Genomic DNA, 22,963 nt, shown 5'->3' on the forward strand with positions numbered 1-22,963 from the left:
CCAGTACTCAGTGACACTGACTACTGGAGGAACGTATCACACGCGCCGGAAGGCGGCCCGATAGTCACCGGGCCGCCTTCCCGTGTGCTTCGCGAAAAGGGCCGCGAACGTCCCCGGATCCCGGTAGCCGACGGCGGCGCAGATCGCGGCGACCGTCCGATCCGTCGTTTCGAGGAGGTGGCGGGCACGCCGGACGCGCGAGGAATGCAGGTATTCGAGCGGCGTCTGCCCGGCCTCCTCCGCGAAGCGCCGCAGCAACGTCCGGGTGCTGACGTTGAACCGTCCGGCCAAGGCGGCGAGGTCGTAGCGGACGGCCAGGTTCTGGTCCAGCCATCGCATGACCCGGCGGGAGAACGCGTCGCCCGGCCGCGGCAGGAGCCGCGTGTCGACATATGGCGTCTGCGACGACCGCGCGTCGTCGACCAGCGCCACCCGCGCCGTCGTCCGCGCCACTTCGGCGCCGCTGTGCTCACGGATCAGTCCGAGCGCGAAGTCGTACATGGCGCTGAACGCCGCCGTCGTCGTGACTCCCCGGTCGGTGACGACGAGCCGCTCGGGCCGGACTTCGGTTTCAGGGCACCGGTGCGCCAGTTCGTCCGCGAAAAGCCACGAGGTGGTGGCGCGGCGATGGTCGAGCAGCCCGGCCGCGGCCAGCAGGAACGCGCCGACACAAAGCGAGACGACGACGTGGCCCGCGGCGGCGTGCGACCGGATGGCTTCGATCTCCGGTGCGAGGTTCGCGATCTTCGCGTCGATGTCCTGCCCCGGTACGAGCTCGAACCCCGGCACGACGAGGACGTCGACTTCACGCAGCGGCGCGACGGCCACCCCGGCCCCGCCCGACACCGTGACCCGGCGGCGAGGGGAAACGACGGAAACCTCGTATCCGGCGTGGTCCGGCCCCGCGACGTGCGCGGCCATCGTGAGGAGATCGGGGACACCGAACACCTCTGACGCGAAGCAGCCTGGGTAGGCCAGTACCCCCACTCGCAGCATGTGGCGAGATTACCCCGGAACCCGGCGATCTGGCCTCTCCCCGCGAGGGCCGCTCCGGCCGAGGCTTCCGCCATGCGCGGAAACCTGGACGATGCCCTCACCGACTTCTCCCACCGGCTCGTGGAGGTGGACGGCGTGAAGAAGACGGTGCACGTCACGGGATCCGGTCCCGGCGTGGTGCTGATGCCGGAAATGCCCGGCATCAGTCCCGACGTCGTCCGGTTCGCGCGATGGATACGAGACGCCGGCTTCACCGTCTACGTCCCCTCGCTCTTCGGGCGCGACGGCGCCTATCCGACCGCGGAGGACGGCGAGCAAGTGGTGCGCCGCGCGTGCGTCAGCGCCGAATTCCGGGCGTTCGCCGGAGGCGGGACCAGCCCCGTCACGCGGTGGCTGCGGGGGCTCGCGCGGATCGCGCACACCGAATGCGGCGGCCCCGGGGTCGGCGCGATCGGCCTCTGCTTCACCGGCAACTTCGCCCTCACCATGGCGCTCGAACCCGCCGTCGTCGCACCCGTGGTCAACCACCCGTCGCTGCCGCTGGACGACCAGGGCGCGCTCGAACTCTCCGACGAGGACGCGACCGAGGTCCGGGACCGGATCGCGCGCGACGGCCTGAAGGTGCTCGCCTACCGCTTCGAGGGCGACCGCTGGTGCACCGGGCAGCGATTCGCCGCCTATCAGGCCCTCCTCGGCGGCGCTTTCGACGGACGGGTGCTGCCGGACAGCGCCGCGAACACCGACCCGCCACCGTTCTTCCGTGACCTGGTCGGCACGCCGCACAGCGTCGTCACCGCGCACTTCGTCGACTCCGAGGGGCATCCCACGCGGCGCGCGAGGGACGAGATCCTCGCCTTCCTCGCCGACCGGCTGACGGCACGGTAGAAACGGGGTGGCCTCAAGATCGTCCGAGAGGAGACCGCCATGCCCGAACCGCGCCGAGCCCACGTCTCGGACCACAGCGCGATCGTCGACCGGGTCCAGCGGTGGTGGGGCGACTCGCGCACCCCCGCCGAGGCTCGGGAGCTCTCTCTGTTGCTGCCCAAGCTGTTCCTGCAGTTCTTCTCCGGCACGAGCCTGGTCATGGAGGACGAAACCGGGATCAGGGCGTTCCTCGTCGGCTTCCACTCCCCCGACGACTCCGGGGCGTACATCCATTTCGTGGGCGTGGATCCGGAACTCCGCGGGCAGGGGACGGCCCACCGTCTCTACGAGACCTTCTTCCAGCGCGCCGCGGAGGCGGGCCGCACGGAAGTCCGTGCGATCACCTCGCCGGGGAACGCCGGATCCATCGCCTTCCATCGCGCCATGGGTTTCACCCTCGAACCCGGGGACCGGGAGGTCGACGGTCTCCCCGTGCACAGCGACTACGACGGCCCCGGCCAGGACAGGGTGTGCTTCCTCCGGAAGATCGCCTAGGCCGCGCCCTAACCGTAGATGGAGGCGGCCCATTCCGGGTGGTCGATGAACGGGTTGCGGTTGTGCTGGAACTGGTCGTGGATGACCTGGTTGCGCCGCTGCTCGGTGGCGTCGGGCGGGTCCTGGGTGTGCCAGCTCAGCAGGACCGAGATCCGGCCGATATTGGGTTTGGACCCGTTGTCGACGGCGTCGTTGGGTTCGAGGTCGGGGAAACCGTCGGTGCCGTCGTAGCGGACGCCCATGTACAGGATCATGCGGGCGACGTCACCCTTGACCGCGTCGCGCGGCTCGAACGAGTCGTCATCGGTCAAGCTGCCGGGCGCCTCCTCGACCGGGGAACCGCCGGCGTCGAAGTCCTTGTTGCCGCGCGTGCTGTTGACCGACGCGTCCTCCGCGCGCAGGTGGTGCAGGTCGGTGCCGGGGCCGACCGCCGTGCCGAAGTCGCCGTGCGACTTGGCCCAGACGTGTTCCCGGTTCCAGTCGTCGACTCCCCCGCCGTTGGCCGTCTTCGCCTGCGAGCGGCCGCTGTAGAGCAGCACGACGTTCGCCTTGTTGGCCGGATCCTCGTCGGTGGCCCGGATCCCGTCCCACACCTGCTCGTACGTCAGCTTGGTGCCGGTGCTGATGATCTTGTGCAGCGCCGCCTTAAGTTCAGGCCCGGTCTTGCCCAGCGCGTCTTGGTAGTAGTCGTCGCCGGACGGAGCGGCGAGGGTCGGCGACGCGAAGGCGATCCCCGCCGTGAGACCGAGCGCGAGTACGACAGAGATTCGGCGGGCTGGCCGCATGGACTGTTCCTCTCCCCAGAGGCGCCGGCCCGGATCGTCGTCGTCTCGTCTGCCACAACCCCGGCAACGCACAAGTCGTATGGTTGGAAAAATACTGTCATGAGTGTCAAGGGGTGACATACGCCGCCGGTCACGCGACAATCGTCGTCCCGACCCACTGGAGGACCGCGTGGCCGAGTTGAGCGAACAGATCCGCGAGTGGGTCGCGGCACCGAGGTTCTGGCACCTGGCGACGGTGAACCAGGACGGGTCTCCCCAGGTGTCCCCCATGTGGATCGACGTCGAAGGCGAACACATCGTGTTCAACACCGCCGTCGGCCGGGTGAAGGAAGAGAATCTGCGCCGTGAACCCCGGGTGTCGTTGTCCTGCCTGGACACGGAGAACCCCTACGACCGGGTGGTCATCCACGGCCGGGTCGTCGAGTTCGTCGAAGGCGACGAGGCGGACCGGTGCATGGACCGGCTGGCGAAGAAGTACGTCGGGACCGACCGGTTCGAATGGCGGATCCCGGGAGAACGGCGGGTCAAGGTCCTCGTGGAGCCGACCCCGTTCCCGTCGTGTCGTCGGGGTCGAACCTTTCCGGCGTGGGCGGCAGCCGTAGGAGCTCCGTCCTTATTGGACGTCTGAGTGCTGTCGCGTGCCGGACCCCGTCCCTCACTGTGTGGATTTTGGTGCGTTGGATGATCCGAAATCCACACAGTCCAGCGAGACCGTCCCTGACACAAGAGGGTGTGTGGAAACAGGGACACTCAACGTCCCTATTTCCACACACCCCCAACCGACGCCACCTTTGTGCTAACCCTCGATATCGCTTCGAGACCCGGACGGCGCAACCGCGAGCCGGACCCGCTACGTCCACGTCGCATGAGATGGATCGCGATATGCCTCCTCCTGGTCGTGGCGAGCTGTGGCACCGGCGCGGCGCAGGCGGAACTGGAGGCGTTCACAAAGCTCGGTTCGGCCGCCGGCCTGGCGGGCTTGGCGCCCGTGGAGCTGGGAACGGCCGGCGCTCCAGGGTTCCTGCGAACCCTGGAGCAGGCCAAGATCGCGAATCCGGCCGAAGCCCGTGCCACGCTGGCGTACGCACCGCCGGCCGATCGGCGCGGTTTCGCCTTCGTCATTCCCGGTTGCGCCGAGGACGGCGCCGAACTGACCGTCGAAGGCGACACGCTGACCCCGGAGCTCACCGGCGGCGAGAACGTCAACTGCGCTACGGCGAACTACTTCCTCGCCGTCTTCTCCGTCGAACGCGACTCGATCCCGGCTGCACCGAAGTTGTCGCGCTAGCCCCGCTGCGGTGCCACGATCACATCGGGCAGGACGAGCGCGGTGTGCGCGGGCCGCCCGGTCTCCGTCGGCAACGTGGTCAGGCCGCGGAGCCGGCTGTCCCGTCGCGCGAGGGCTTCGGCCGTGACCGGGAAGAGCGCCGCTTCGCCCACGCCGACCTGCGCTTGGTTCAGTTCCACGAATTCCCGCGTCTCCCTTTCGTAGGCGTCGAAGGCCGCGGTGGTGGCGAGCGACCTCGCCAGCATGTAGGCACCGACGAGGGCGAGGCTGGAACCTTGCCCTGTCAGGAACGACGGCGCGTAGGCGGCATCGCCGACCAGCCCGACCCGGCCGCTGGACCAGCGCGGCAGGTGGATCTGGCTGACGGTGTCGAAGAACAGGTCGTCGGCGTCGCGCATGGCGCCGATCATGGCCGGGATTTCCCAGCCGTCATGGGCGAAAGTCGTGGCGATAAGGTCACGTTGCGCTTGAGGATCGCGAAGGACTTCGTACGGCGGTTCAGGGCGGGCGGCGACCAGGAAGCCGTGGACCTTCTCGCTTCCCTTGACCGCGTACAGCGCCGCCCCGCGGCCGGGCGCGTTCCAGATGACGCCTTCCCGCGACAGGCCGAGTTCGTTGGGCATGGTGAAGCCGGCGAAGCAATAACCCAGATATCGGTGGTACTGATGCTCGGGACCGAAAACGAGTTCCCTGGTGCGAGAGTGCAGCCCATCAGCGCCTACCACCAGGTCGAAACCGCGCCGCGCCCCGCTCCGGAAGGTCACATCGACACCGTCTTCGTGTTCGGTGAGCGCCTCGATCGAGTCGTCGAAGACGTACTCCACGTCGTCGCGCGTGGCTCCGTACAGGATTTCCGCCAGATCGCCACGCCGCACCTCGACGTCGTGCCCGTCGACTCCGCCGGTCACCGCCTGCGGGTTCACCGACGTCACCTCGCCGCCGCCGGCGTCGACGAAGGTGAGCGAGCGTGTCTCGATATGCGCTTCTCGAAGCCGCGGAAGGATTCCCATACGGCGGGCCACTTCTAGGGCGGTGCCGCGGATGTCGATCGGATAGCCGCCACCGCGCAGCGCGCCCGCCTTCTCCACCACCGTCACGGAAAATCCGTGACGGCGCAGCCAGAACGCGACGGCGGGACCGGCGATACTCGCGCCGGAGACCAGAACAGTGCCTTTCACGATGTTCGTTTCCCTTCTCGGATTCCGTCAGAGGGTCGCCAGTGACGGCGTTTTGGTGCCGAAGCGCGACTTTCGCACCAGCAGGACGACGAGGACCGCGGCGATCGCGAAGGCGACGGACGCGATGGTGATGTAGGTGAAGACACCCGTTCCCGAATTCACCGTCTCGCCGCCGGCGGACACGGCGGTCGACTTGAGCACCGCGGCACCCACGAAGTCCAGCACCACCGAGCCGATCGCGATGACGACCATGACCAGGCTGGAGACGATGCCCTGCCGTTCGGCGGGCGCGAGGCCGCCCGCCAGGTTGAAGCCGGACGTCCCCAGCGCGCCGACCGTGAAACCCAGCAGGAAGGCGAAGAACACCGCGACGGGGAACTGCGAGACACCGAGGAACATCCCGAGGGTGGCCACGGTTCCGAGCGCGATTCCGCCGGCCAGGGTCATCGCCGGCCCGACGCGGGTGGCGAGCAGTCCGGCCACCGGGCCGCCGATCATGACGCCGATACCGGGTGCCGCGAGCAGCAGCGCCAGCGTTCCCTGGCCCGCCAGGCCGTACCCGAGCCCTTGGTCCGCCGAGACATCGCTGACCAACGGAATGAGCTGGAGCATGCTCTGGTACGAACCGGTGCCGAGGACGAGCACGAGCAACGTGAGCGCCAAGGGCGCGCCGAGGTGCCGGACGTCGATCAGCGAATCGGGTTTCCGGCTCGAGACGAGGAACCACCTGGCCAAGGCCGCGGCACCACCGGCGAGCAGGACCACCGGGCCGAGGGCGAGCCAGCCGAACTCCGAGCCGAGACTGATGTAGCCGAGCACTCCGGCAAGACCGCCGCCGAGGAGCAGCGCCCCGCCGGCGTCGATCCGGCCCGGCGTCTTGACCACGGATTCGGGAAGGACGCCGCGGACGCAGATCGCCATCGCGATCGCCACGACGGCCGATATCAGGAACAAGATCTGGAAGCCGAACTCCGCGGCCAGTTTCTCGGTGAGGAACCGGGAACCGATGTTGAGCACCGCGGATCCCGACGTCACGATGCCCACCACGATCATCGCGATCCGGGGCGCGCAGATCTCGCGGACGATCGCGACGGACAGGAACAAGGCGGCCACGGCCGCCCCTTGCAACAGGCGCCCTGGCACGAAGACCCAGAGGCTGGGTGCGACCGCGCAGACGAGCGCGCCCGCGCAACTGAGCAGCAAGGTCAGCACGAGCACCTTGCGTTTGCCGTACACGTCGGCGCTCTTGCCGAGCAACGGCGCCCACATCACGCCCGCCAGCATCGCGCTGGCGTTGAGCCAGGCGGTCTGATCGGTGCCGAAGTGGTCGAGCATCTCCGGAAGGACCAGCAGCGGTGCGGTGATGGCCGTGTCGACCATGAAGTTGACGAGCACCAGCACCGCCACGAGGCCGATCAGCCGACCGTTCCAGCTCGCGTGCGGTCCTGCGCCGATCCTGCTCTCCTGCATGAAGGACTCCTTGTGCGGGATTCAGGGAAAGGCGGCTCACCCGCCTCAAAAACTACACTACACGGTGCAGTTTTCTGCGGCTGAGAATACGATGAGAACATGGCGACCCCGAGAGCGACCGCGCTGACACCGGGCCGTCGGCTGCGAGCCGAGGCCAAACGAGCGGCGATCCTTGACGCCGCCGAGGCGTTGTTCGTGTCGGACGGCTACGAACTCACCAGTGTCGACGCGATATCGGCGCGGGCCGGAGTGTCCAAACGCACCGTCTACGACCACTTCGGCGACAAGCAGACCCTGTTCCGCGGCGTTCTCGGCCGCGCCAACGACGCCGTGGTCGCGACCGTGCGCAAGGCGATCGACGAAGAACTCGCCGACGACCGCGACGTCCGCGACGCCCTGCTCGGTTTCGCGCGGCGGGTGACGACGGGGATGTTCCCGACTTCGGACTACGCGACGTTCCGGCGGTTGAGTTCCCAGGCGCCGGTGGCGCCACGGCTGCCGGAAGCGGCACGGGACGAACCCGAACGGATGATGGAGGAACGGTTCGCGAAGTTCGCGGCCGACGGCAAGCTCCGGTTGACCGACCCGCGGCGCGCCATGCAGCATTTCGTCGCCCTGACCATGCGCCTCGTCCTCGACGTGACCGACGAGGACCAGGCCGGCGCGGTGGGCGAGCCGGAAGTCCTCGCGATCCTCACCGACGGGGTGGACGTGTTCCTGCGCGCCTACGGCTGACGTCCTGTCCCCCATGCGAGCTACGCGCAGGTGTCCTCCGCATGGTGACGATTCCCGGCCGCCGGATCCGTAGCGTGCCCGGTGAATCGTTCCCCTGTACCAGGAGTTCACCATGTCCCGTAAGGCATCCGCTCTGATCGCACTGTGCTGCGCCGTGGCAGGCGTGGCGCTGTCGGCCTGCGACGAAGCCTCGGAATCGGAGCCGGAGGCGCCCGCGAACAGCAGCGCCGCCGCACAGGATCGGGCCGCGTTCACCGGAACGCGGAAGATCAAGGTCGGCGAGCGTTCGGTGAACGTGTCGTGCGCCGGTGAGCCGGTCGAGGGGCGGCCGGTCGTCGTCCTGCTGCACGGCGGGGGCGACGACGTCACGAAGCTGGCCGGGCTCCAGAACACGCTGGCCGCGCAGGGCCACGTCTGTTCCTACGACCGGCTCGGCGCGGGCGCCAGCGACCAGCCCGACGGGCCGCAGAGTTTCGAAACCACCGGGAAGATCCTGACCGGGGTACTCGACCAGGTCGCCGGCGGCAAGCCGGTCGTGCTGGCCGGGCATTCGCTCGGCGGGCTGATCGCCGCCAGGTACTCCCCCGACCACCAGGACCGGGTCAAGGGCCTGGTGCTGATGGACGCCACCTCGCCGACCCAGGAGGCCGATCTGCGGCAGCGGATACCGGATTCGGCCACCGGGATGGCGGCCGAACTGCGGCAGCAGACGTTGGCGGTGTTCGCGGGTCAGGGCCCGGAGAAGCTGGTGGTCACCGACGGCGAGGTCCGCTCTGCGGGCAACATCCCGGTCGAGGTGATCCAGCACGGCAAGCCGTACCTCACGGCCGTCCCCGAGTACGGCGCGGGCCTGGAGCGGGCGTGGTCGGAGGGCCAGCGGAAGTGGCTCGCCTTGTCCAGCCGCAGCAATCTGAGCACGGCCGCGAACAGTGAGCACTACATCTACGTCGACCAGCCGGATGTCGCCGTCCGGGCGATCCAGCGCGTCGCCGAGGAAGCCGCGAAGTCCAAATAGGACGGTTCAGGTGACGAGACCGTGGCGGAAGGCGTAGATGACCGCCTGGACCCGGTCTCGGAGCCCGAGTTTGGCGAGCATGCGCGACACGAACGTCTTGACGGTCTCCTGGCTGATCATGAGGGTGGCGGCGATCTCGCTGTTGGAGAGGCCGTCGGCGATGAGGCGGAGCACCTCCAGTTCCCGGGGAGTCAGCGGACCGCCGTCCGGGTCCTGGTCCTCCGAGGGCCTGATCCGGGCGGCGTATCTGCCCACCAGTTGCCGGGTCACCTCGGGATCCAGCAGCGCCGCGCCGGCGGCCACGGTGCGGATCCCGTGCAGCAGCCGGTCGGGCGGGGTGTCCTTGAGCAGGAACCCGCTCGCACCGGCGCGCAACGCCCGGTAGACGTACTCGTCGAGATTGAACGTGGTCACCACCAGCACCTTGCCGGGCTCGGCCACACCGGCTCCCGCCAGCAGGCGGGTGGCCTCGATACCGTCGAGCACCGGCATGCGGACGTCCATCACCACGACGTCCGGGCGCAACCGGGCGGCGAGGTCGACCGCGGTCCGGCCGTCGCCGCATTCGCCCGCCACCTCGAGATCGGGCTGGGCGCCGATGATGGTCACCAGCCCGGTGCGGACGAGCATCTGGTCGTCGCAGACCAGCACCCGGGTCGGCGCGGTCACGAGGGGTTCCCCGCGGGGATGCGGGCGCGGACGGAGAACCCGCCGTCGCATCGGCGGCCCGCGCTGAATTCGCCGTTCAGGACGTCGATCCGTTCGCGGAGCCCGGCGAGGCCGCGGCCGCTTCCCTCCGGGGGATCCGATGCCGGGCCGGACTCGGCCGTGTCGACGGCGACGGTGATCTCACCGTCGCCGTGCCGCACCAGCACCGAGGTGCGGCTTCCGCGGGCGTGCTTCAGCGCGTTCGTCAGCGCCTCCTGCACGACGCGATAGGCCACGGGACCGGCGTCCCCGGCCGGTTCCACGGGCTCGCCCTGTTCGGAGAACTCCACCGGCTGCCCCGCCCGGCGGGTGCGCTCCACGAGGGTCGGGATCGCTTCGGCGCCGTGGCCGGGGTCGATCACGTCGAGCAGATGACGCAGGTCGGTGATCGCCTGCCGCCCGGTGCCGGCGACGGCGGCCAAGCTCTGATCGAGCGGCGCGTCGGTCAGGTACCGGGCCGCTTCGGCCTGCACGACCATCGCCGTGACGTGGTGGGTCACGACGTCGTGGAGCTCGGCGGCGATACGGGCGCGCTCGGCCGTCCGCGTCTCTTCGGCGACGCGGAGCCGTCGTTCCTCCTCCGCGGCCCGGCTGGACCGCAGCCACGTTCCGATCCCCCACGCCAGCACCAGCGCGAGATAGAAGGTCACGTAGCCCGAGACGGGCTCCGTCCCGCCGAGCGAAGCGAACGCGATCACCGTCGCGAGGTAGACCGCCGAAAACGCGATCGCCGCCTCGCGGCGATGCCGCTCCAGCCGGAGGCCGACTGTCAGCAAGGCGATCGGCAGCGCCGTGCCCGCGACCGAGTGGTAGCCCCCGAACTGGTCGATGGCGAAACCGAGTGACACCAGCGCGAAACAGGCCACCGGCCACCGGGCGCACACCACGAGCGGAACGCACTGAAGGGCGATCCCGGCCACCGCCAAGAGGTCGTACGGGCGGTTCGGCATCCCGCCGAACTGCGTGCCGTGGCTCTGCAGCGCCGGGAGCAGCGATCCGGCGAAGAGGGTCAAGGCGACCGGGAGATACCAGACCGGGCCGAACAGCCGACGCCACTGCTCCGAGACCCGCCGAAGGGAGACCACGACGCGGATCTTATTCCGAACGGGTGAATGGTCCGTATGCCAGCACGGGTTATGCCGACGACGCCATCGTCGTCACCGTCGTGCCGCGTGACGTCGTCCGCGCGCACTGGCCCGGCACCGATGACGGATTCGGCGCGCACGCCCGGCTGACCGGGTTTCCCGGCAGGAGCGCGTGGATCCCGCCGGCTCCGGAACGGGGATGTCGCGAAAGCCACTTTCGGGACATCGGATGTCCCGAAAGTGGCTTTCGCGACGTGCCCGGGCGCCCAAGCCCGGTCGGGCTGCCTCCGTGCGTTTTCTGGCAGACGCGTAACAACTTCCGGCCTCCACACGGCATACCGGAGAGCCGNAACCCTGCTGAGGCCACGGCGGGTTCGCGTGCCCGGTCACGCGAACCCGCCAAAGCACGCTTTTCCCGGTCACGGAACACCTTTCGCGACGACCGTAAGATCTCTGAAAGGGTCGGAACCCACCCTGGGAACACCTCGTCGGATCGCCGATCCAGATCCGCACGAAAGGTGAATCCGATGACCTATCCAGGACTGCCCGAGCAACAGAACACCCAGTCGCCGACCGTCAAACCCGGTGTCGCCATCGGGATCCTGGTCGCGGTGATCGCGCTGGTCGCCTTCTGCGTCACCGCGTTCGCCGCGCCCGGCTTCCTGCTGCGCAAGGGATCCGGGATCTCGCTGCCCGTCCCGCCCACCAGTACGACGACCACCTCTTCACCCACGAGCACCACGGAAAGCCCGAGCAGCACGAGGATCAGCCGTCCGAGCCGCCCTCGGATCACCATCACCAGGCGTCCGGCTCGACCGCCGGAAAAGGGCATTCAGGTGATCGCGGACTTCCTCGCCAAGATCGCCGCCGGGGACAAGCCGTCGGCGATCGCGCTCGCCTGCGAGGCGCAGAAGAGGTTCATGGACGACAAGATCGATTCCCTGCTCCCGCTCGGTTCACGCGTTCAAGTGACGACCACCAGCGGGACGGCCAAGTTCGTCCTTGCCGACGTCGCCGGAGTCGTCAAAGGACGGTCCGCGAGGGGCACCGTGATCGCGGATCGCACGGTGGACGGCGATTTCTGCGTCACGACGTTCAGTATTCGCGCCGCCTGAGGTCAGTCGAGACAGAACTCGTTGCCCTCGATGTCCTGCATCACGATGCAGGACTCGTTCTCCCCGTCGGCGAGCATGACCCGCTCGCAGACCGCGCCGAGCGCCTCCAGACGGATGCGTTCGGACTGGAGGGCGGCGAGCCGCTCCTCCCCCACGAGCCCGGTGCCCGCCCGCACGCAGAGATGCACGCGGTTCTTGACGACCTTGCCCTCGGGGACACGCTGGAAGTACAGCCGCGGGCCGACGCCCGTCGGGTCACTGCAGGCGAAGCCGGCGTCCTGCTGCTCGGACGGCAGCGTGCGGTTGTAGTCGTCCCAGGTGGCGAACCCCTCCGGCGGCGACGGCACGACGTAGCCGAGCACCTCGCACCAGAAACGGGCGAGACGCTCGGGTTTCGCGCAGTCGAACGTGACCTGGACCTGTTTCACCGACACCATCAGACCACCCTAATCGCTGTCGAACGGATCAAACCCGCGGCCCGCAGATCGGCCCAGACCTGCGCTGGGACCTCCGCGGCGAAGGACTCCACGTTGCGTCGCGCCTCTTCGGCGGACCGCATCCCGACCGCGATGCCGGCGACGGCCGGATGCTGGAGCGGAAAGGCCATGGCCGCTTGGGGAAGCGTCACGCCGTGCGCCTCGCACACGTCGGCGATCCGGTTCGCCCGCTCCACGACTTCCGGTGCGGCGGTCTCGTAGTCGAAGTGCGCTCCCTCGGCCGGCCGCGGCACGGCGAGCAGCCCGGAGTTGAAGACCGACGCCGCGATCACCGAGACACCGCGTTCCTCGCACGCGGGCAGGAAGGTGTCGAGCGCGCTGTGATCGAGCAGCGTGTGGCGGCCGGACTGCATGATCACGTCGACATCGGTCTCCTCGACCAACGTGGTCAGCATGGCCGTGTCGTACATGCCGGCGCCGATCGCGCCGGCGATCCCCTCCGAGCGCAGCTCCGCGAGGGCCGGATAGCCGTCGCGCAGCGCGTCGTCGAAGTACTCCTCGGCGTCGTGCAGGTACAGCACGTCGATCCGGTCGAGGCCCATGCGCACCAAGGAATCCTCCACACTGCGCCGGATGCCGTCGCGCGTGAAGTCCCGTACCCGGCGGTGGGCCGCGGGGACGTGGAAGCCCGCCGGATCCATCCTCCCGGCCGGATCCTGGGGTACCAGCAGACGGCCGACCTTCGTCGACAGGACGAACGAATCACGCGGCCGCGAACGCAGGAACTCGCCGATGCGGCGTTCGGAATGCCCGATCCCGTAATGCGGTGACGTGTCGTAGTACCGGATCCCGCCGTCCCACGCCGCGGCCAGCGCTCCCGCCGCGGTCTCGTCGTCCAGTGGCGCGAACAACCCGCCGAGCGGCCCGCCGCCGAAGCCCAGCCGCGTCACCTCGACATCGGTGCGCCCGAGCCGCCTCGTCTCCATAGCCCGCCCCCTTGATCAGGTCGGCGACCACGGTGCCACATCGGGGCCATCCGGTCCCGCGATTTATTCGCCGCCGACGAGCCACTCCGCGCACGAGACGACCTCGAAGCCCCGGCTTGGGAACACCTTGTCGACAAAGAATTCGTGCATCGCCGGATCTCCGTCGGCGCAGCCGTCGCGCAGCACTGTCACGTGGTAGCCGCGGTCCGCCGCGTCGTAGGCCGTCGCGGCCACCATGGCGCTGGTCGCGACTCCGGCGATCGCGACCGTGCCGACGCCACGGGCGCGGAGCACCAGATCGAGATCCGTGCCGGCGAACGCGCCGGCACGGCGTTTCAGCACGACGACGTCCTCGTCGGCGACCGGCAGATCGATCTCCGTCCCGGCCGAACCCTCGTGAAAGGTGTCCCCCGCGTCGTGGAACGACTCGAACAGCGCGTTCCCGGGCGGGAGGTCGGCTCCGTTGCGCCGCAAGGCGAAGTGGACGAACACGACGAGCGCACCGGCCGCCCGCGCACGCGGCAGCACACTCCTGATCGGCGGCAGGACTGTTCCGGTGAACGGGTAATTGCCGGTGATGCCTCGCTGGAGGTCACCGATGATCAGCGCGGTGGTCATGAGCGGAAGTTACCCGATCGTCCGTATACAACCGGCCGCGTGACTGGCTAGCCTCCGCCGGGTGAGGATCAAGAGTGTGCTGCTCGCCGCCTTGGTGACCGCCAGCATCGTGGTTCCCCCGCCCGCCGTCGCCACGGCGGACCCGGCGGCCTGGGCGGCGCCGCTGAGCACGCGCGGCCGCTACATCGTCGACGCGGCGGGTGACCGGTTCAAGCTGAAGGCCGCCAACTGGCACGGCGCGAGCGGCACGTGGACCGGCTCGGGCGACGTGAACGATCCGGCCACGCACCACGCCGGCGAGATCGCCTACCAGACCCCGCTCGGGCTGGACCGGGCCCCGATCGACACGATCATCGACGGGCTGGCGGAGCTGGGCCTCAACAGCGTCCGGCTTCCCTTCTCCAACGCGATGATCCACGACACCAGGCCGGTCCCCGATCTCCCTGCGAACCCGGAGCTGCGCGGCCTCACCCCGTTGCAGGTCTACGACCGCGTCGTCGCGCGGCTGACCGCACGCGGGTTCGCGGTGATCCTCAACAACCACACCACGACCTCCCGCTGGTGCTGTGGTCTCGACGGCAACGAGCGCTGGAACACCGCGCAGACCGAGCAGCAGTGGCAGGACGACTGGCTGTTCATGGCGCGCCGCTACGCCTCGAACAAACGGGTGGCCGGTGCCGATCTCTACAACGAGGTGCGCCGCGACGTCTTCGACGATCCCAACTGGGGCTGGGGAAACGGCACGGACTGGCAGCGCGCGAGCCAGCGGGTGGCCGACCGGATCCTGACCGAGGCCAATCCCGATCTGCTGCTCATCGTCGAGGGCATCAACTGGACCGGCCTGCCCGTGGACGGCCTTCCCCACGGCAGGCCCACGCTGGAGCCCGCCCGCACGCTGTCGCATACGCTCGTGGATTCCGGGAAACTGGTCTACGCCGCACATTTCTACGGGTACACCGGCCCGAATCATTCCGGGGCGACCGGCACCGGCGAGACCCACGATCCGCGCTACCGCGACCTTTCGCCGCAAGAACTGCGTGATGTCCTTTACCGGCAGGCATTCTTCGTCTCGGCGGAGACCGGCAAGCATTACACCGCGCCGCTCTGGATCAGCGAGTTCGGCGAAGGGCGTCACACCACCGACGCGGCCAGCCGAGCCTGGTTCGCGAATTTCGTCGGCTATCTCGCGGAGACCGACACCGACTTCGCCTACTGGCCCGCTGTCGGGTTCCACGAGGGCGACACGGGCAATGGCTGGTCCTTGCTGTCGTGGGACACCGCGGGCCGACGCGCCGATGTGCTTGACGGCACGGACTGGCGTGGCCCCGCATGGCGACGGCTGGTGAGCGCCCCTTCCCGCGCCGGACGGATCCCCGAGGCCGAGCGCTGGTCGATGCTGAACCTCGACTACGCGGATTTCCAGGCCTCGCGCAAGGTTCGCGCGATGACGGACTGGAATCCGGGCGCGCGCAAGGGAGTCTGCCCCGACGGCCAGCGGCTCACCGGTCTTTCCCATACCGGGAACCGGGGGTTGTGCACCGGCGGGCTCGCTGCCCCGGCGGGCTACGCGGTGGTCCGCGACGAGACCTATGTGGACACCGACTGGGCGTCCGGCTACACCAAGGTGCAATGCCCGCCCGAGCACGCCGCGGTCGGCTACAGCGTCACCGGCGCGGCGTTTTCCGCGCTCCTGTGCGGAAAATCGGCCCCTCCGCTCGGCAGGGCCGGCCGGACGGTCTGGTTCGACCGCGGCGACAACCGGCCGTCCGGGAGTCCCGGCGGTGATTTCGCGTCGGGCCGCTACAAGGGCCAATGCGCGCCGGGCGAATTCGTCGCCGGTGTCGCGTACACCGGGCGCGTCGGCTCGAATCGCACTCCTGACGCGCTGCTGTGCCGCGCCTGAGCGCGTTTCAGGCGACGAAGATGCAGAACGGATGCCCCGCCGGGTCCGCGTAGACGCGCAAGGGCTCCACCGGGTCTTCGCTGCGGTCGTACCGGAGCCGCCCGCCGAGTTCGAGGACGCGGGCGTGCTGCGCGTCGAGGTCCTCGACCGAGTCCACGGTCAGGTCCAGATGCAGTTGCTGGGGCACCGGTCCGGGGTCCGGCCAGCTGGCCTCTTCCAGCCGGTCTACCTGCTGGAAGGCGAGCTGCGCCCCGCCGTCCGGGTTGCGCAGGACCAGCCAATCCTTGTCCTCGGTGCCGGGCGGGGGCGTTTCGTCCCCCGGGCGGTAGTCCCACACCAGCAGCCGCCGATAGAACTCCGCCAGCCTACGGACGTCCGTGCCGTCCAGGACCACCTGACGGAACTTCGGACCCGTTTTCCGGTCACCCAAGCCGATCACCCTCCATCACGCCGGTCGAGCACCGCGAGTACCCGTTCACACCAGCGAATATTCTCCTGTTCGAACGCGATCCCGCGCGCGAGGGTCAGATACGGCCCGACGCGGGGCGCGGTGGCGAGGAAATCCGCCTCGGCGGACTCGCCGAGCAGACGCTCACGAAGGCGCTCGAACCGTTTGAGTTTCGTCTCGGCGACGGCCATCCTGTCCGCGACCGCGCGGCGGACGGCCTTGTCGTCGCCTGCCTCGAGGGCCTGGACCTGGACCAGCAGCTCGTCGCGGATCGCGGTCGGCTTCGGCGTCCGGGTGGTGAATTCGGCGAGCTCGGCCGCACCCGCGTCGGTCAAGGAGAAGAGCCGCTTGTTGGGGCGCCGCCGCTGTTCGACGACGCGCGCCGCCACGAGCCCCTGTGACTCCATCTTGTCCAGCTCGCGGTAGAGCTGCTGCGGTGTCGCGGTCCAGAAGTTGGCGACCGACGCGTTGAAGCTCTTCGCCAGGTCGTAGCCCGAGGACTCGCCGTCCAGGAGCGTCGCGAGGATCGCGTTCCGCAGCGCCATGGCGCGATGATAGTACCGAGCGTATTAGTCGCAAAGTTGATTAGACACTTTAGTGGACAGTGGCCTGGTGATCACCTACGCTCGGCGGCATCTACTCAACAAGTTGACTATGAGGAGATCGCCCATGCCCACGTTCCGTGAAGCGGTCGAAGCGAAGGACGCCGCCGCGATCGAGGCGCTGCTCGCCGACGACGTGGTCTTCACCAGCCCGGTCGCGTTCAAGCCCTACCAGGGGAAGGCGATCACCGCGGCGATCCTGCGCGGCGTGCTGCGCGTGTTCGAGGACTTCCGCTACGTCCGCGAAATCCAGGACGGCGCGCACCACGTGTACGAGTTCGAAGCGACCGTCGACGGGCTGGAGATCAACGGCTGCGACATCCTGACCTTCGACGGCGACGGCAAGATCACCGACTTCAAGGTGATGGTCCGGCCGTTGCGGGCGGCCCAGGCGCTCGCGTCGCGGATGGGTGCCCAGTTCGAGGCCATCAAGGCGGACGCGCTCGGCTGAGGCGCCACTTCTCAACTGTCCGCAAGGGACACTTTCGCGTGGTGGCGCCGCGCCCTACCGGTCCGCGAGCCGAGCGTGTCGCGAAAGCCACTTTCGGGACATCAGGCGTCGCGAAAGTGGCTTTCGCGACACGGGCAGCGGCGGCGAGAGGGCGCCGCAGGTCACGACTGCCGCCGCACCATCTCGGCGATCCAGACGGGCGCGAACGGCGAAGTGCAGTTCGGCGGGGTCGGATAGTCCTTGAGCACTTCGAGCCGCTCCCCGATGCCGATCGCCCGCGCGCGGTGCTCCGGGTGGTCGATCCCGATCTGCGCCAGGCAGTGGTTCATCGCCCACTGCAGGCGATCCGGCGCGGTCTTCATCTCCGCTTCGATGACGTCGAGCAGCCGGGCGAGGTCGAGCCCCTCGGGCTTCTTCGCCACGCGTTCGGTGGTCAGGGCCCAGCCGGCGCTCGCGACGACGGGGTCCGGATCGGCGGACCAGGCCAGTCGCAGCTCCTCGGCGTGCGGGTTCTTCTTGACCACGTAGTTCACGAGCCAGTCGTGCACCTTCGGGGTCCGCGCCTCGCGCACCATGCGGTCCAGCTCGTCGCGGTCGAACGCCTTCGGACGGCAGATCAGGAGCGCGAGCAGCTTCGCCGCCGTGTCGTCCGTTTCCCACAGCTCGCGCGCGAGCTCCTGCTGGGTTTTCAGCCGCTTCGCGAGCGCACGCAGCTTGCCGAGGTTCACCCCGTGGTCGTCGCCGTGTTTCTCGTTCACCTGCCGTGCGCGCGGGTCTTCGAGCGCGGCCAGTTCGGCCATCACCTCGGCTGTCGTCATTTCGGCCTCCCGTGGCGCCAGCCTACGAGGCGGAGGGCCTGACGACCTGCCGGACACCGCTCACCCGGCGTGCCGGGCCACGAGGCTGCTACGGTTGACCCGTCGCGGTTCAGACACCAGCCGCCGGGTCCCTCTTCCGGGTCCGGCATGCCCACCGGGCAGCAGCCGGCCCCCCAAAACCGGCAAGGAGTCAACTTGACCGATTACCGCGCTCCCACTTCTTACCCGGCACGCTCGAAGCGAAAATTCGTGTCCTCGCTCGACATCTCGATCACCGCTTCCGCCGAAGACACGGTGGTCACCGTATGCGGTGAAATCGATCTCGGCGTCTCGGACGACCTGCGCCGTGCGCTGGACGAGGAGCTCAGCTTCCAGCCGTCGGCGCTGATCGCGGATCTGTCCGCGGTCAGCTTCTGTGATTCGTCCGGCTTCACCGTCCTCGTCCAGACCCGGGCGAAGGCCGAAGAAGCGGGCGTCCCGTTCATCATGGTCACGCAGGAGCGGGCCCTGCTGCGGCCGATGTCACTGCTCGGCCTCGACGCCGTCTTCACGGTGCACCCGACCCTCGATTCGGCACGGGACGCGCTCACTCGCTGACCAGGTGTCATGATGGGCGGTTGTGACGAGTGACAAGCACTCCGCCTTCCGTATCGGCGGACGCCCCCTGACGGAACGGCTGACCGAAGGCCTGCCGTCGCTCACCAGGACGGTGCTCGCCGAGATCGTCTCCCGCATCCCGGAGTACGGCCTGCTCCCCGCCGAGGAACTCAGCGGCGACATCACGCGGGTGATCGAGCAGAACCTGCGCTCGTTCATCGACACTCTGCGCACCGGGTCCACGCCGACGCGGGAGGAGCTCGGCTTCCTCCGCGAGTCGGCGGCCCGGCGCGCGGAGGAGGGCATCCCGATCGACATCGTGCTCACCGCGTACCACATCGGCATCCAGGTGGTCTGGGCGTCACTGACGCCGGACGCCCGCCCGGACGAGGTCGCCGACGTCCTGGCCGTCAACGCCCTGACCTTGCGCTACCTCGAAGTGGTCACCCCCGCGGTCGGCGCCGGTTATCTCGACGAGCGGCAGACGATGTTCGACGACGAGCGGTCGGCGCGGCATACCGTGCTTTCCGCGCTGCTCGACGGCGACCCCGCGGAGGTCGCGGCGGGACAGGCCGGACTGCGGCTGCCGCCGTGCTACGTCGTCCTCGCGGCGTCGGTCGGGGCGCATCCGGACGAGCTGATCGACGGGGTCGACCCGCTGGTCGCCGGGCGCCGGAAGCTCCGGCGGCTGCGGGTCGAACTGGAACGCCAGATCCGGGGCACCGTCCTGACCTCGCTCACCCCGGAAGGCGGAATCGCCTTACTGCCGCACGAAACCACAGCCGGCGAACTATCCACACGGGACTGGGAGCGGCTGGAACGCGTCCTCGCCGACGTCGCCCGTACCGCGGGCGCGGAGGTCGTCGCCGGGGCCGCCGTGGCGGAACCGGCCGGCGTGCCGGAGGCTGCGAAGCTCGCACAAGACGTGCTCGCCGTCGCGATCGGATCCGGGCGGCCAGCTGGGCTGTACCGGCTCGACGACGTCCTGCTCGAATACCAGCTCTCCCGCCCCGGGCCGGCACTCGACCGGCTGGCGTCCAGGCTGGCGCCACTGGACGGCAACGAAGAACTCCTGCAGACACTGGAGACCTTCCTCCGCCGGGGAGGTCGCCGGCAGACCGCCGCGGCTTTGCACGTCCACCCCAACACGGTCGATTACCGGCTGCGCCGGATCGCCGACCTCACCGGACTGGATCCCACCCGGCTCGAACACGTCGCGCTGGTGAGCGCGGCGCTCGCCGCTCGGGCGACCCGGTTGTGACTCGTCACAGGGTGCGGAGATTGCCACCCTCGTAGAGACCGAGCATCCGGCGGGCAGACCGGCATTCACCAGGGAAGACGAAGAGGCGAGTGTGACTGTCCTCGGCCAGCAACTGCGCACGTTCGAGGACCCCGATACCCGTCGCGCCGAAGAACTCGAGTTCGGACAGGTTGAGGATGAGCGTGGTGCCACTGCCGTGAAGCCGCTGGGAGAGCATGTCCCACAGGCGCGGCGCGGTCCCGAGATCGACCTCGCCGTTCGCCTTGACGACGGCGGTCCCCTTGGTCGGCCTGCTCACGTGCAGCCGGAGACGTCCCCGCGGGTTCTCGAGGGCCCGCCGCTCGGAGGCCACTGAGGAGGCGCGCTTTTCGTCGAACGCGCGGGGGGTCGACAGGGAAGTCATATGTGGAAGTACCCAGGTACGCGGTCCGGCGAAACGGATCGCTTGAAGACAGCCTGGAGCGGGTATCACCACCGCGTCGGAGGTGATGTTCCATGTCCGCTGCACAAAGCGGTACCGGGCCGGTCGTGACCGGTTTCGACGGGTCGCCCGAAGCGCGCCGCGCCGTCCGCTGGGCGGTCGCCGAGGCGAAGACCCGCGACCTCGGCCTGGTCCTGGCCTACTGCACCCGTGACCGGCTTCCGCCGCCCGGCTCGGACCCGGTCGCGGCGCCGTTGAACGAAGCGGTCCCCCAGGCCGCCGACGACGCGGCTGAGGTGGAACCCGCCCGCCGGCAACTCGCTTCGATGGCCGAAGCCCTCAAGCGCTCCGACCCGGGCCTCGACGTGCGCACGGTCGTCCGCGGCGGCACGCCGGAGGAGGTCCTGACCTCGGTCGCGGACGAGGTGGACGCGGCGATGATCGTGCTGGGTGAATCCCACACCGGGTTGTTCACCAGGGCGGTCCTCGGTTCGACCGAAGCGGGCGTGACCAAGAACGCCGGACGGCCCGTCGTGGTCGTGCGCGGCGAAGAGCCTCCGCCGGGCGGACCGGTGATCCTCGGTACCGACGGCTCCGAGCAGAGCGCGCAGGCGGCGGGGTTCGCGTTCGATTTCGCGGCCCGGCACGGGCTCACCGTGCACGCGGTGCACGTCGCGCGGATGCCGATCTGGGGGCCGGCGAGCGAGCCCCTGCTCGGCGGTCCGGTACTGGATCCCGCACCCGGCCTCCCCCAGGAGGTCGCCGACGAACTCGTCGCCCGGCAGCTCGAACCCTGGCGGGAGCGCTATCCGGACGTCGCCGTGGAGATGGTGCACGGGGTGGGCCCGGCCGCGCAGGCGTTGACCGTGCAGTCCAGTGAAGCCGCGCTGCTGGTGCTGGGCCGGAGCGATCACGGCGATCTGCGACGCCTGCTGCTGGGTTCGGTCAGTGACGACGCGCTGCACCACGCGCACTGTCCGGTGGCGGTGGTCCGCGCTCAACCGGTCAGCTGAGCACGGAGCCTCACGAAGAGGCGAGCTCTCCGAGTGTTCGCTGGGAAACGCGCAGTTCGGCGGCCATCAAAAGGCCGCCGGTACGAGCCTGCGCGAGCGCGTAACCGACCTCGGAGACCTTGGCCCATGCCTCGGCCGGCGTCTCCCCCGCGCCCACCTCGCCGGCCAGCAGGCTGGCTTCGAGTTGCTTCTGCAGGCCCGGCAGGACATTGGCGAGGTCGTCGGTGAGCCGCTGCAACGCCCCGATGGTGCGGCAGAGGTCCGCGGGCGAGGCGGGCTCGTCGTCCCGCAGCCTGGTGTACAGGTGGCGAACGACCGACCCGGCCTGTGCGGCCAGCAGGTACGGCGGCTCCTCCGGCTTCGGTGTCATGCCGTGAAATACCCCGTCCACGACCTGCGAAAACAAGTTTGTGCCGAGAGTGCCGGGGGTATCAGCGGTTGTGAACAAGGACGTACTCACCTTCGGGGTCGAGGAAGAGTTCTTCGTGGTGGACCGGGCCGGTCACCTCGCCCCGGCGGGCGACGCCGTCGTGGACGCCGCGGACGACGACGAGGAGCAGGGCGAACTCCAGCAGGAGCTCACCCTCTCCCAGGCCGAATCGGCCACCGGTATCTGCACGACCCATGACGAGGCCGAGCGGCAGCTGACGACGATGCGGGCGGAACTGGCCCAGGCCGCCGCCCGGCGGGGCTGCCGTCTGCTGCCCAGCGGGAGCGCACCGCTCGCCGAGACGGCCTTGCCCGCCATCACCCCGAATCCGCGCTACGAGCGGATGTCCGAACATTTCGGGGCGACCGCCCGGACGTCGCACACCTGCGGCTGTCACGTCCACATCGCCGTCCCCGACCGGGAAACCGGGATCCGGGTGATCAACCACGTCCGGCCCTTCCTGCCCGCGCTGCTGACGGTGACCGCCAATTCCGCGATCTGCGACGGGTACGACACCGGGTACGCCAGCTGGCGCTACCAGCAGTGGAACCGCTGGCCGTCGGCCGGGTCACCGCCGCTGTTCACCTCGCTGGACCACTACGAAAGCATCGTCGACGCCTGGCTCCGGGCGGGCGCCATCCTCGATCGCGCGATGGTCTACTGGGACGTGCGGCTTTCCGAGAAGCAGCCGACGGTGGAGTTCCGGCTCGGCGACGTCGCGGCCACCGCCGGTGAAGCGGTTCTGTTCGGGGTGCTGATCCGGGGGCTGGTCGGCACGATCCTCGCGACGGAGGAGGATCCCTCCCCGCTGTCCAACGAGGTCCTGCGGGCGCAGATCTGGCGTGCGTCACGGGAGGGGATTTCCGGCCGCTGCCCGCATTTCCGGACCGGCGACCTCGCCCCGGCGAGCGAGGTGCTCGACGACGTCGTCACCTTCGCGGCCGGTGCCCTCGAAGAGACGGGCGACCTCGATCTCGTCCGCGACGGCTGCGACCGGCTCACCGCCGAAGGCAGCGGGGCGGACCGGCAACGGGCCCGGTTCGAGAAGCGGCGACGCGCGGAAGACGTCGTGGACCTCTTGGCGGTCCAGCCAACGCCGTTCTCGAAGGCGTAACTCGCGTGATTGGAGCCGTAACTCGCGTGCTTGGAGGCGTAACTCGCGAGTTACGCCTCCAAGCACGCGA

The 22,963-nt window shown here is 69.2% G+C and carries 27 protein-coding genes; 13 read left to right on the top strand and 14 right to left on the bottom strand.

All coding sequences use genetic code 11. The annotated features are described in order from the left end of the window. Positions 1-36: 36 nt before the first annotated feature. On the bottom strand, positions 37-996 hold the full coding sequence (locus ACXIZN_RS16730; RefSeq protein ID WP_457955530.1) for a GlxA family transcriptional regulator: 960 nt from the start codon (positions 994-996) through the stop codon (positions 37-39). Positions 997-1,068: 72 nt separating this feature from the next. Between ACXIZN_RS16730 and ACXIZN_RS16735 the strand changes: the two genes are divergently transcribed. Both ACXIZN_RS16735 and ACXIZN_RS16740 read left to right on the top strand, forming a co-directional pair. Further along, positions 1,069-1,881 carry a dienelactone hydrolase family protein gene (locus ACXIZN_RS16735; RefSeq protein WP_457955531.1) on the top strand — a complete coding sequence of 271 codons (813 nt, stop codon included), beginning with the start codon at positions 1,069-1,071 and terminating at the stop codon, positions 1,879-1,881. Between the two features lie 39 nt (positions 1,882-1,920). Further along, positions 1,921-2,415, top strand: coding sequence for an N-acetyltransferase family protein (locus ACXIZN_RS16740; RefSeq protein WP_457955533.1), 495 nt, complete (start codon positions 1,921-1,923; stop codon positions 2,413-2,415). A gap of 8 nt (positions 2,416-2,423) precedes the next feature. Here ACXIZN_RS16740 and ACXIZN_RS16745 read toward each other — a convergent pair whose 3' ends face one another. Further along, a complete protein-coding gene (locus tag ACXIZN_RS16745; protein ID WP_457955534.1) occupies positions 2,424-3,200 on the bottom strand; it encodes an endonuclease I family protein in 777 nt (258 codons plus the stop codon). A 169-nt stretch (positions 3,201-3,369) separates the two neighbouring features. On the opposite strand from ACXIZN_RS16745, the gene ACXIZN_RS16750 reads away from it, so the two are divergent. Continuing rightward, positions 3,370-3,828 carry a PPOX class F420-dependent oxidoreductase gene (locus tag ACXIZN_RS16750; RefSeq protein ID WP_457955535.1) on the top strand — a complete coding sequence of 153 codons (459 nt, stop codon included), beginning with the start codon at positions 3,370-3,372 and terminating at the stop codon, positions 3,826-3,828. A 270-nt stretch (positions 3,829-4,098) separates the two neighbouring features. Then, positions 4,099-4,488 carry a hypothetical protein gene (locus ACXIZN_RS16755; protein ID WP_457955536.1) on the top strand — a complete coding sequence of 130 codons (390 nt, stop codon included), beginning with the start codon at positions 4,099-4,101 and terminating at the stop codon, positions 4,486-4,488. On the opposite strand, the gene ACXIZN_RS16760 is transcribed toward ACXIZN_RS16755, so the two are convergent. After that, complete coding sequence (locus ACXIZN_RS16760) at positions 4,485-5,666, bottom strand: FAD-dependent monooxygenase (RefSeq protein WP_457955538.1); 1,182 nt, start codon at positions 5,664-5,666, stop codon at positions 4,485-4,487. The genes ACXIZN_RS16755 and ACXIZN_RS16760 overlap by 4 nt on opposite strands. 27 nt (positions 5,667-5,693) lie before the next feature. After that, entirely contained in the window at positions 5,694-7,136 is a 1,443-nt protein-coding gene (locus ACXIZN_RS16765) for an MFS transporter (protein ID WP_457955539.1), read from the bottom strand. 99 nt (positions 7,137-7,235) lie between these two features. Here ACXIZN_RS16765 and ACXIZN_RS16770 point away from each other — a divergent pair, with 99 nt between their 5' ends. Together ACXIZN_RS16770 and ACXIZN_RS16775 are read left to right on the top strand one after the other, a co-directional pair. Continuing rightward, on the top strand, positions 7,236-7,871 hold the full coding sequence (locus ACXIZN_RS16770; protein ID WP_457955541.1) for a TetR/AcrR family transcriptional regulator: 636 nt from the start codon (positions 7,236-7,238) through the stop codon (positions 7,869-7,871). 112 nt (positions 7,872-7,983) lie between these two features. Beyond that, a complete protein-coding gene (locus ACXIZN_RS16775) occupies positions 7,984-8,886 on the top strand; it encodes an alpha/beta fold hydrolase (RefSeq protein WP_457955542.1) in 903 nt (300 codons plus the stop codon). A 6-nt stretch (positions 8,887-8,892) separates the two neighbouring features. Here the strand turns inward: ACXIZN_RS16775 and ACXIZN_RS16780 are convergent, their stop codons facing one another. Both ACXIZN_RS16780 and ACXIZN_RS16785 read right to left on the bottom strand, forming a co-directional pair. Next, positions 8,893-9,555 (bottom strand): response regulator, encoded by a 663-nt coding sequence (locus tag ACXIZN_RS16780; protein ID WP_457955543.1) that lies wholly within the window; start codon positions 9,553-9,555, stop codon positions 8,893-8,895. Then, on the bottom strand, positions 9,552-10,679 hold the full coding sequence (locus ACXIZN_RS16785; protein ID WP_457955545.1) for a sensor histidine kinase: 1,128 nt from the start codon (positions 10,677-10,679) through the stop codon (positions 9,552-9,554). Before ACXIZN_RS16785 ends, ACXIZN_RS16780 begins: the two co-directional genes overlap by 4 nt. A gap of 527 nt (positions 10,680-11,206) precedes the next feature. Between ACXIZN_RS16785 and ACXIZN_RS16790 the strand changes: the two genes are divergently transcribed. Next, positions 11,207-11,794, top strand: a complete 588-nt coding sequence (locus tag ACXIZN_RS16790; protein ID WP_457955547.1) for a hypothetical protein — start codon at positions 11,207-11,209, stop codon at positions 11,792-11,794. A gap of 2 nt (positions 11,795-11,796) precedes the next feature. Here the strand turns inward: ACXIZN_RS16790 and ACXIZN_RS16795 are convergent, their stop codons facing one another. From ACXIZN_RS16795 to ACXIZN_RS16805, 3 genes are all read right to left on the bottom strand, one after another. Then, positions 11,797-12,231, bottom strand: a complete 435-nt coding sequence (locus ACXIZN_RS16795) for a VOC family protein (protein WP_457955548.1) — start codon at positions 12,229-12,231, stop codon at positions 11,797-11,799. After that, entirely contained in the window at positions 12,231-13,217 is a 987-nt protein-coding gene (locus tag ACXIZN_RS16800) for an aldo/keto reductase (RefSeq protein WP_457955549.1), read from the bottom strand. The genes ACXIZN_RS16795 and ACXIZN_RS16800 overlap by 1 nt, the downstream gene beginning before the upstream one ends. Positions 13,218-13,280: 63 nt before the next feature. Continuing rightward, the gene (locus ACXIZN_RS16805; RefSeq protein WP_457955550.1) at positions 13,281-13,835 is read right to left on the bottom strand and encodes a cysteine hydrolase family protein; all 555 of its coding nucleotides are present in this window, start codon (positions 13,833-13,835) and stop codon (positions 13,281-13,283) included. A 61-nt stretch (positions 13,836-13,896) separates the two neighbouring features. On the opposite strand from ACXIZN_RS16805, the gene ACXIZN_RS16810 reads away from it, so the two are divergent. Then, the gene (locus ACXIZN_RS16810) at positions 13,897-15,738 is read left to right on the top strand and encodes a glycoside hydrolase family 5 protein (RefSeq protein ID WP_457955551.1); all 1,842 of its coding nucleotides are present in this window, start codon (positions 13,897-13,899) and stop codon (positions 15,736-15,738) included. A 7-nt stretch (positions 15,739-15,745) separates the two neighbouring features. Here the strand turns inward: ACXIZN_RS16810 and ACXIZN_RS16815 are convergent, their stop codons facing one another. Together ACXIZN_RS16815 and ACXIZN_RS16820 are read right to left on the bottom strand one after the other, a co-directional pair. After that, positions 15,746-16,168 (bottom strand): VOC family protein, encoded by a 423-nt coding sequence (locus tag ACXIZN_RS16815; protein WP_457955552.1) that lies wholly within the window; start codon positions 16,166-16,168, stop codon positions 15,746-15,748. 5 nt (positions 16,169-16,173) lie between these two features. Continuing rightward, positions 16,174-16,731: a PadR family transcriptional regulator gene (locus ACXIZN_RS16820; RefSeq protein ID WP_457955553.1), complete on the bottom strand. Its 558-nt coding sequence runs from the start codon at positions 16,729-16,731 to the stop codon at positions 16,174-16,176. Between the two features lie 124 nt (positions 16,732-16,855). Between ACXIZN_RS16820 and ACXIZN_RS16825 the strand changes: the two genes are divergently transcribed. Continuing rightward, positions 16,856-17,239 carry a nuclear transport factor 2 family protein gene (locus tag ACXIZN_RS16825; protein ID WP_457955554.1) on the top strand — a complete coding sequence of 128 codons (384 nt, stop codon included), beginning with the start codon at positions 16,856-16,858 and terminating at the stop codon, positions 17,237-17,239. Positions 17,240-17,400: 161 nt separating this feature from the next. Here the strand turns inward: ACXIZN_RS16825 and ACXIZN_RS16830 are convergent, their stop codons facing one another. Then, positions 17,401-18,057, bottom strand: coding sequence for a DNA alkylation repair protein (locus ACXIZN_RS16830; RefSeq protein ID WP_257487493.1), 657 nt, complete (start codon positions 18,055-18,057; stop codon positions 17,401-17,403). A 249-nt stretch (positions 18,058-18,306) separates the two neighbouring features. On the opposite strand from ACXIZN_RS16830, the gene ACXIZN_RS16835 reads away from it, so the two are divergent. Together ACXIZN_RS16835 and ACXIZN_RS16840 are read left to right on the top strand one after the other, a co-directional pair. Next, entirely contained in the window at positions 18,307-18,654 is a 348-nt protein-coding gene (locus tag ACXIZN_RS16835) for an STAS domain-containing protein (RefSeq protein WP_457955555.1), read from the top strand. Positions 18,655-18,676: 22 nt separating this feature from the next. Continuing rightward, positions 18,677-19,915 carry a PucR family transcriptional regulator gene (locus tag ACXIZN_RS16840; RefSeq protein WP_457955557.1) on the top strand — a complete coding sequence of 413 codons (1,239 nt, stop codon included), beginning with the start codon at positions 18,677-18,679 and terminating at the stop codon, positions 19,913-19,915. Between the two features lie 4 nt (positions 19,916-19,919). On the opposite strand, the gene ACXIZN_RS16845 is transcribed toward ACXIZN_RS16840, so the two are convergent. Further along, positions 19,920-20,318, bottom strand: a complete 399-nt coding sequence (locus ACXIZN_RS16845) for an STAS domain-containing protein (protein WP_457955558.1) — start codon at positions 20,316-20,318, stop codon at positions 19,920-19,922. Between the two features lie 92 nt (positions 20,319-20,410). On the opposite strand from ACXIZN_RS16845, the gene ACXIZN_RS16850 reads away from it, so the two are divergent. Beyond that, positions 20,411-21,349 carry a universal stress protein gene (locus ACXIZN_RS16850; RefSeq protein ID WP_457955560.1) on the top strand — a complete coding sequence of 313 codons (939 nt, stop codon included), beginning with the start codon at positions 20,411-20,413 and terminating at the stop codon, positions 21,347-21,349. Between the two features lie 10 nt (positions 21,350-21,359). Here ACXIZN_RS16850 and ACXIZN_RS16855 read toward each other — a convergent pair whose 3' ends face one another. Next, positions 21,360-21,719, bottom strand: a complete 360-nt coding sequence (locus tag ACXIZN_RS16855; RefSeq protein ID WP_126730881.1) for a hypothetical protein — start codon at positions 21,717-21,719, stop codon at positions 21,360-21,362. Between the two features lie 70 nt (positions 21,720-21,789). On the opposite strand from ACXIZN_RS16855, the gene ACXIZN_RS16860 reads away from it, so the two are divergent. Beyond that, entirely contained in the window at positions 21,790-22,893 is a 1,104-nt protein-coding gene (locus ACXIZN_RS16860) for a carboxylate-amine ligase (protein WP_457955562.1), read from the top strand. Positions 22,894-22,963 lie beyond the last annotated feature (70 nt).

The organism is Amycolatopsis sp. TRM77291 (assembly GCF_054166285.1).

Coding starts and splice junctions, on each gene's coding strand:
- ACXIZN_RS16730 (WP_457955530.1), bottom strand. CDS start 996: ATGCTGCGAGTGGGGGTACTGGCCTACCCAGGCTGCTTCGCGTCAGAG.
- ACXIZN_RS16735 (WP_457955531.1), top strand. CDS start 1,069: ATGCGCGGAAACCTGGACGATGCCCTCACCGACTTCTCCCACCGGCTC.
- ACXIZN_RS16740 (WP_457955533.1), top strand. CDS start 1,921: ATGCCCGAACCGCGCCGAGCCCACGTCTCGGACCACAGCGCGATCGTC.
- ACXIZN_RS16745 (WP_457955534.1), bottom strand. CDS start 3,200: ATGCGGCCAGCCCGCCGAATCTCTGTCGTACTCGCGCTCGGTCTCACG.
- ACXIZN_RS16765 (WP_457955539.1), bottom strand. CDS start 7,136: ATGCAGGAGAGCAGGATCGGCGCAGGACCGCACGCGAGCTGGAACGGT.
- ACXIZN_RS16770 (WP_457955541.1), top strand. CDS start 7,236: ATGGCGACCCCGAGAGCGACCGCGCTGACACCGGGCCGTCGGCTGCGA.
- ACXIZN_RS16775 (WP_457955542.1), top strand. CDS start 7,984: ATGTCCCGTAAGGCATCCGCTCTGATCGCACTGTGCTGCGCCGTGGCA.
- ACXIZN_RS16790 (WP_457955547.1), top strand. CDS start 11,207: ATGACCTATCCAGGACTGCCCGAGCAACAGAACACCCAGTCGCCGACC.
- ACXIZN_RS16795 (WP_457955548.1), bottom strand. CDS start 12,231: ATGGTGTCGGTGAAACAGGTCCAGGTCACGTTCGACTGCGCGAAACCC.
- ACXIZN_RS16800 (WP_457955549.1), bottom strand. CDS start 13,217: ATGGAGACGAGGCGGCTCGGGCGCACCGATGTCGAGGTGACGCGGCTG.
- ACXIZN_RS16805 (WP_457955550.1), bottom strand. CDS start 13,835: ATGACCACCGCGCTGATCATCGGTGACCTCCAGCGAGGCATCACCGGC.
- ACXIZN_RS16820 (WP_457955553.1), bottom strand. CDS start 16,731: ATGGCGCTGCGGAACGCGATCCTCGCGACGCTCCTGGACGGCGAGTCC.
- ACXIZN_RS16825 (WP_457955554.1), top strand. CDS start 16,856: ATGCCCACGTTCCGTGAAGCGGTCGAAGCGAAGGACGCCGCCGCGATC.
- ACXIZN_RS16830 (WP_257487493.1), bottom strand. CDS start 18,057: ATGACGACAGCCGAGGTGATGGCCGAACTGGCCGCGCTCGAAGACCCG.
- ACXIZN_RS16845 (WP_457955558.1), bottom strand. CDS start 20,318: ATGACTTCCCTGTCGACCCCCCGCGCGTTCGACGAAAAGCGCGCCTCC.
- ACXIZN_RS16850 (WP_457955560.1), top strand. CDS start 20,411: ATGTCCGCTGCACAAAGCGGTACCGGGCCGGTCGTGACCGGTTTCGAC.
- ACXIZN_RS16855 (WP_126730881.1), bottom strand. CDS start 21,719: ATGACACCGAAGCCGGAGGAGCCGCCGTACCTGCTGGCCGCACAGGCC.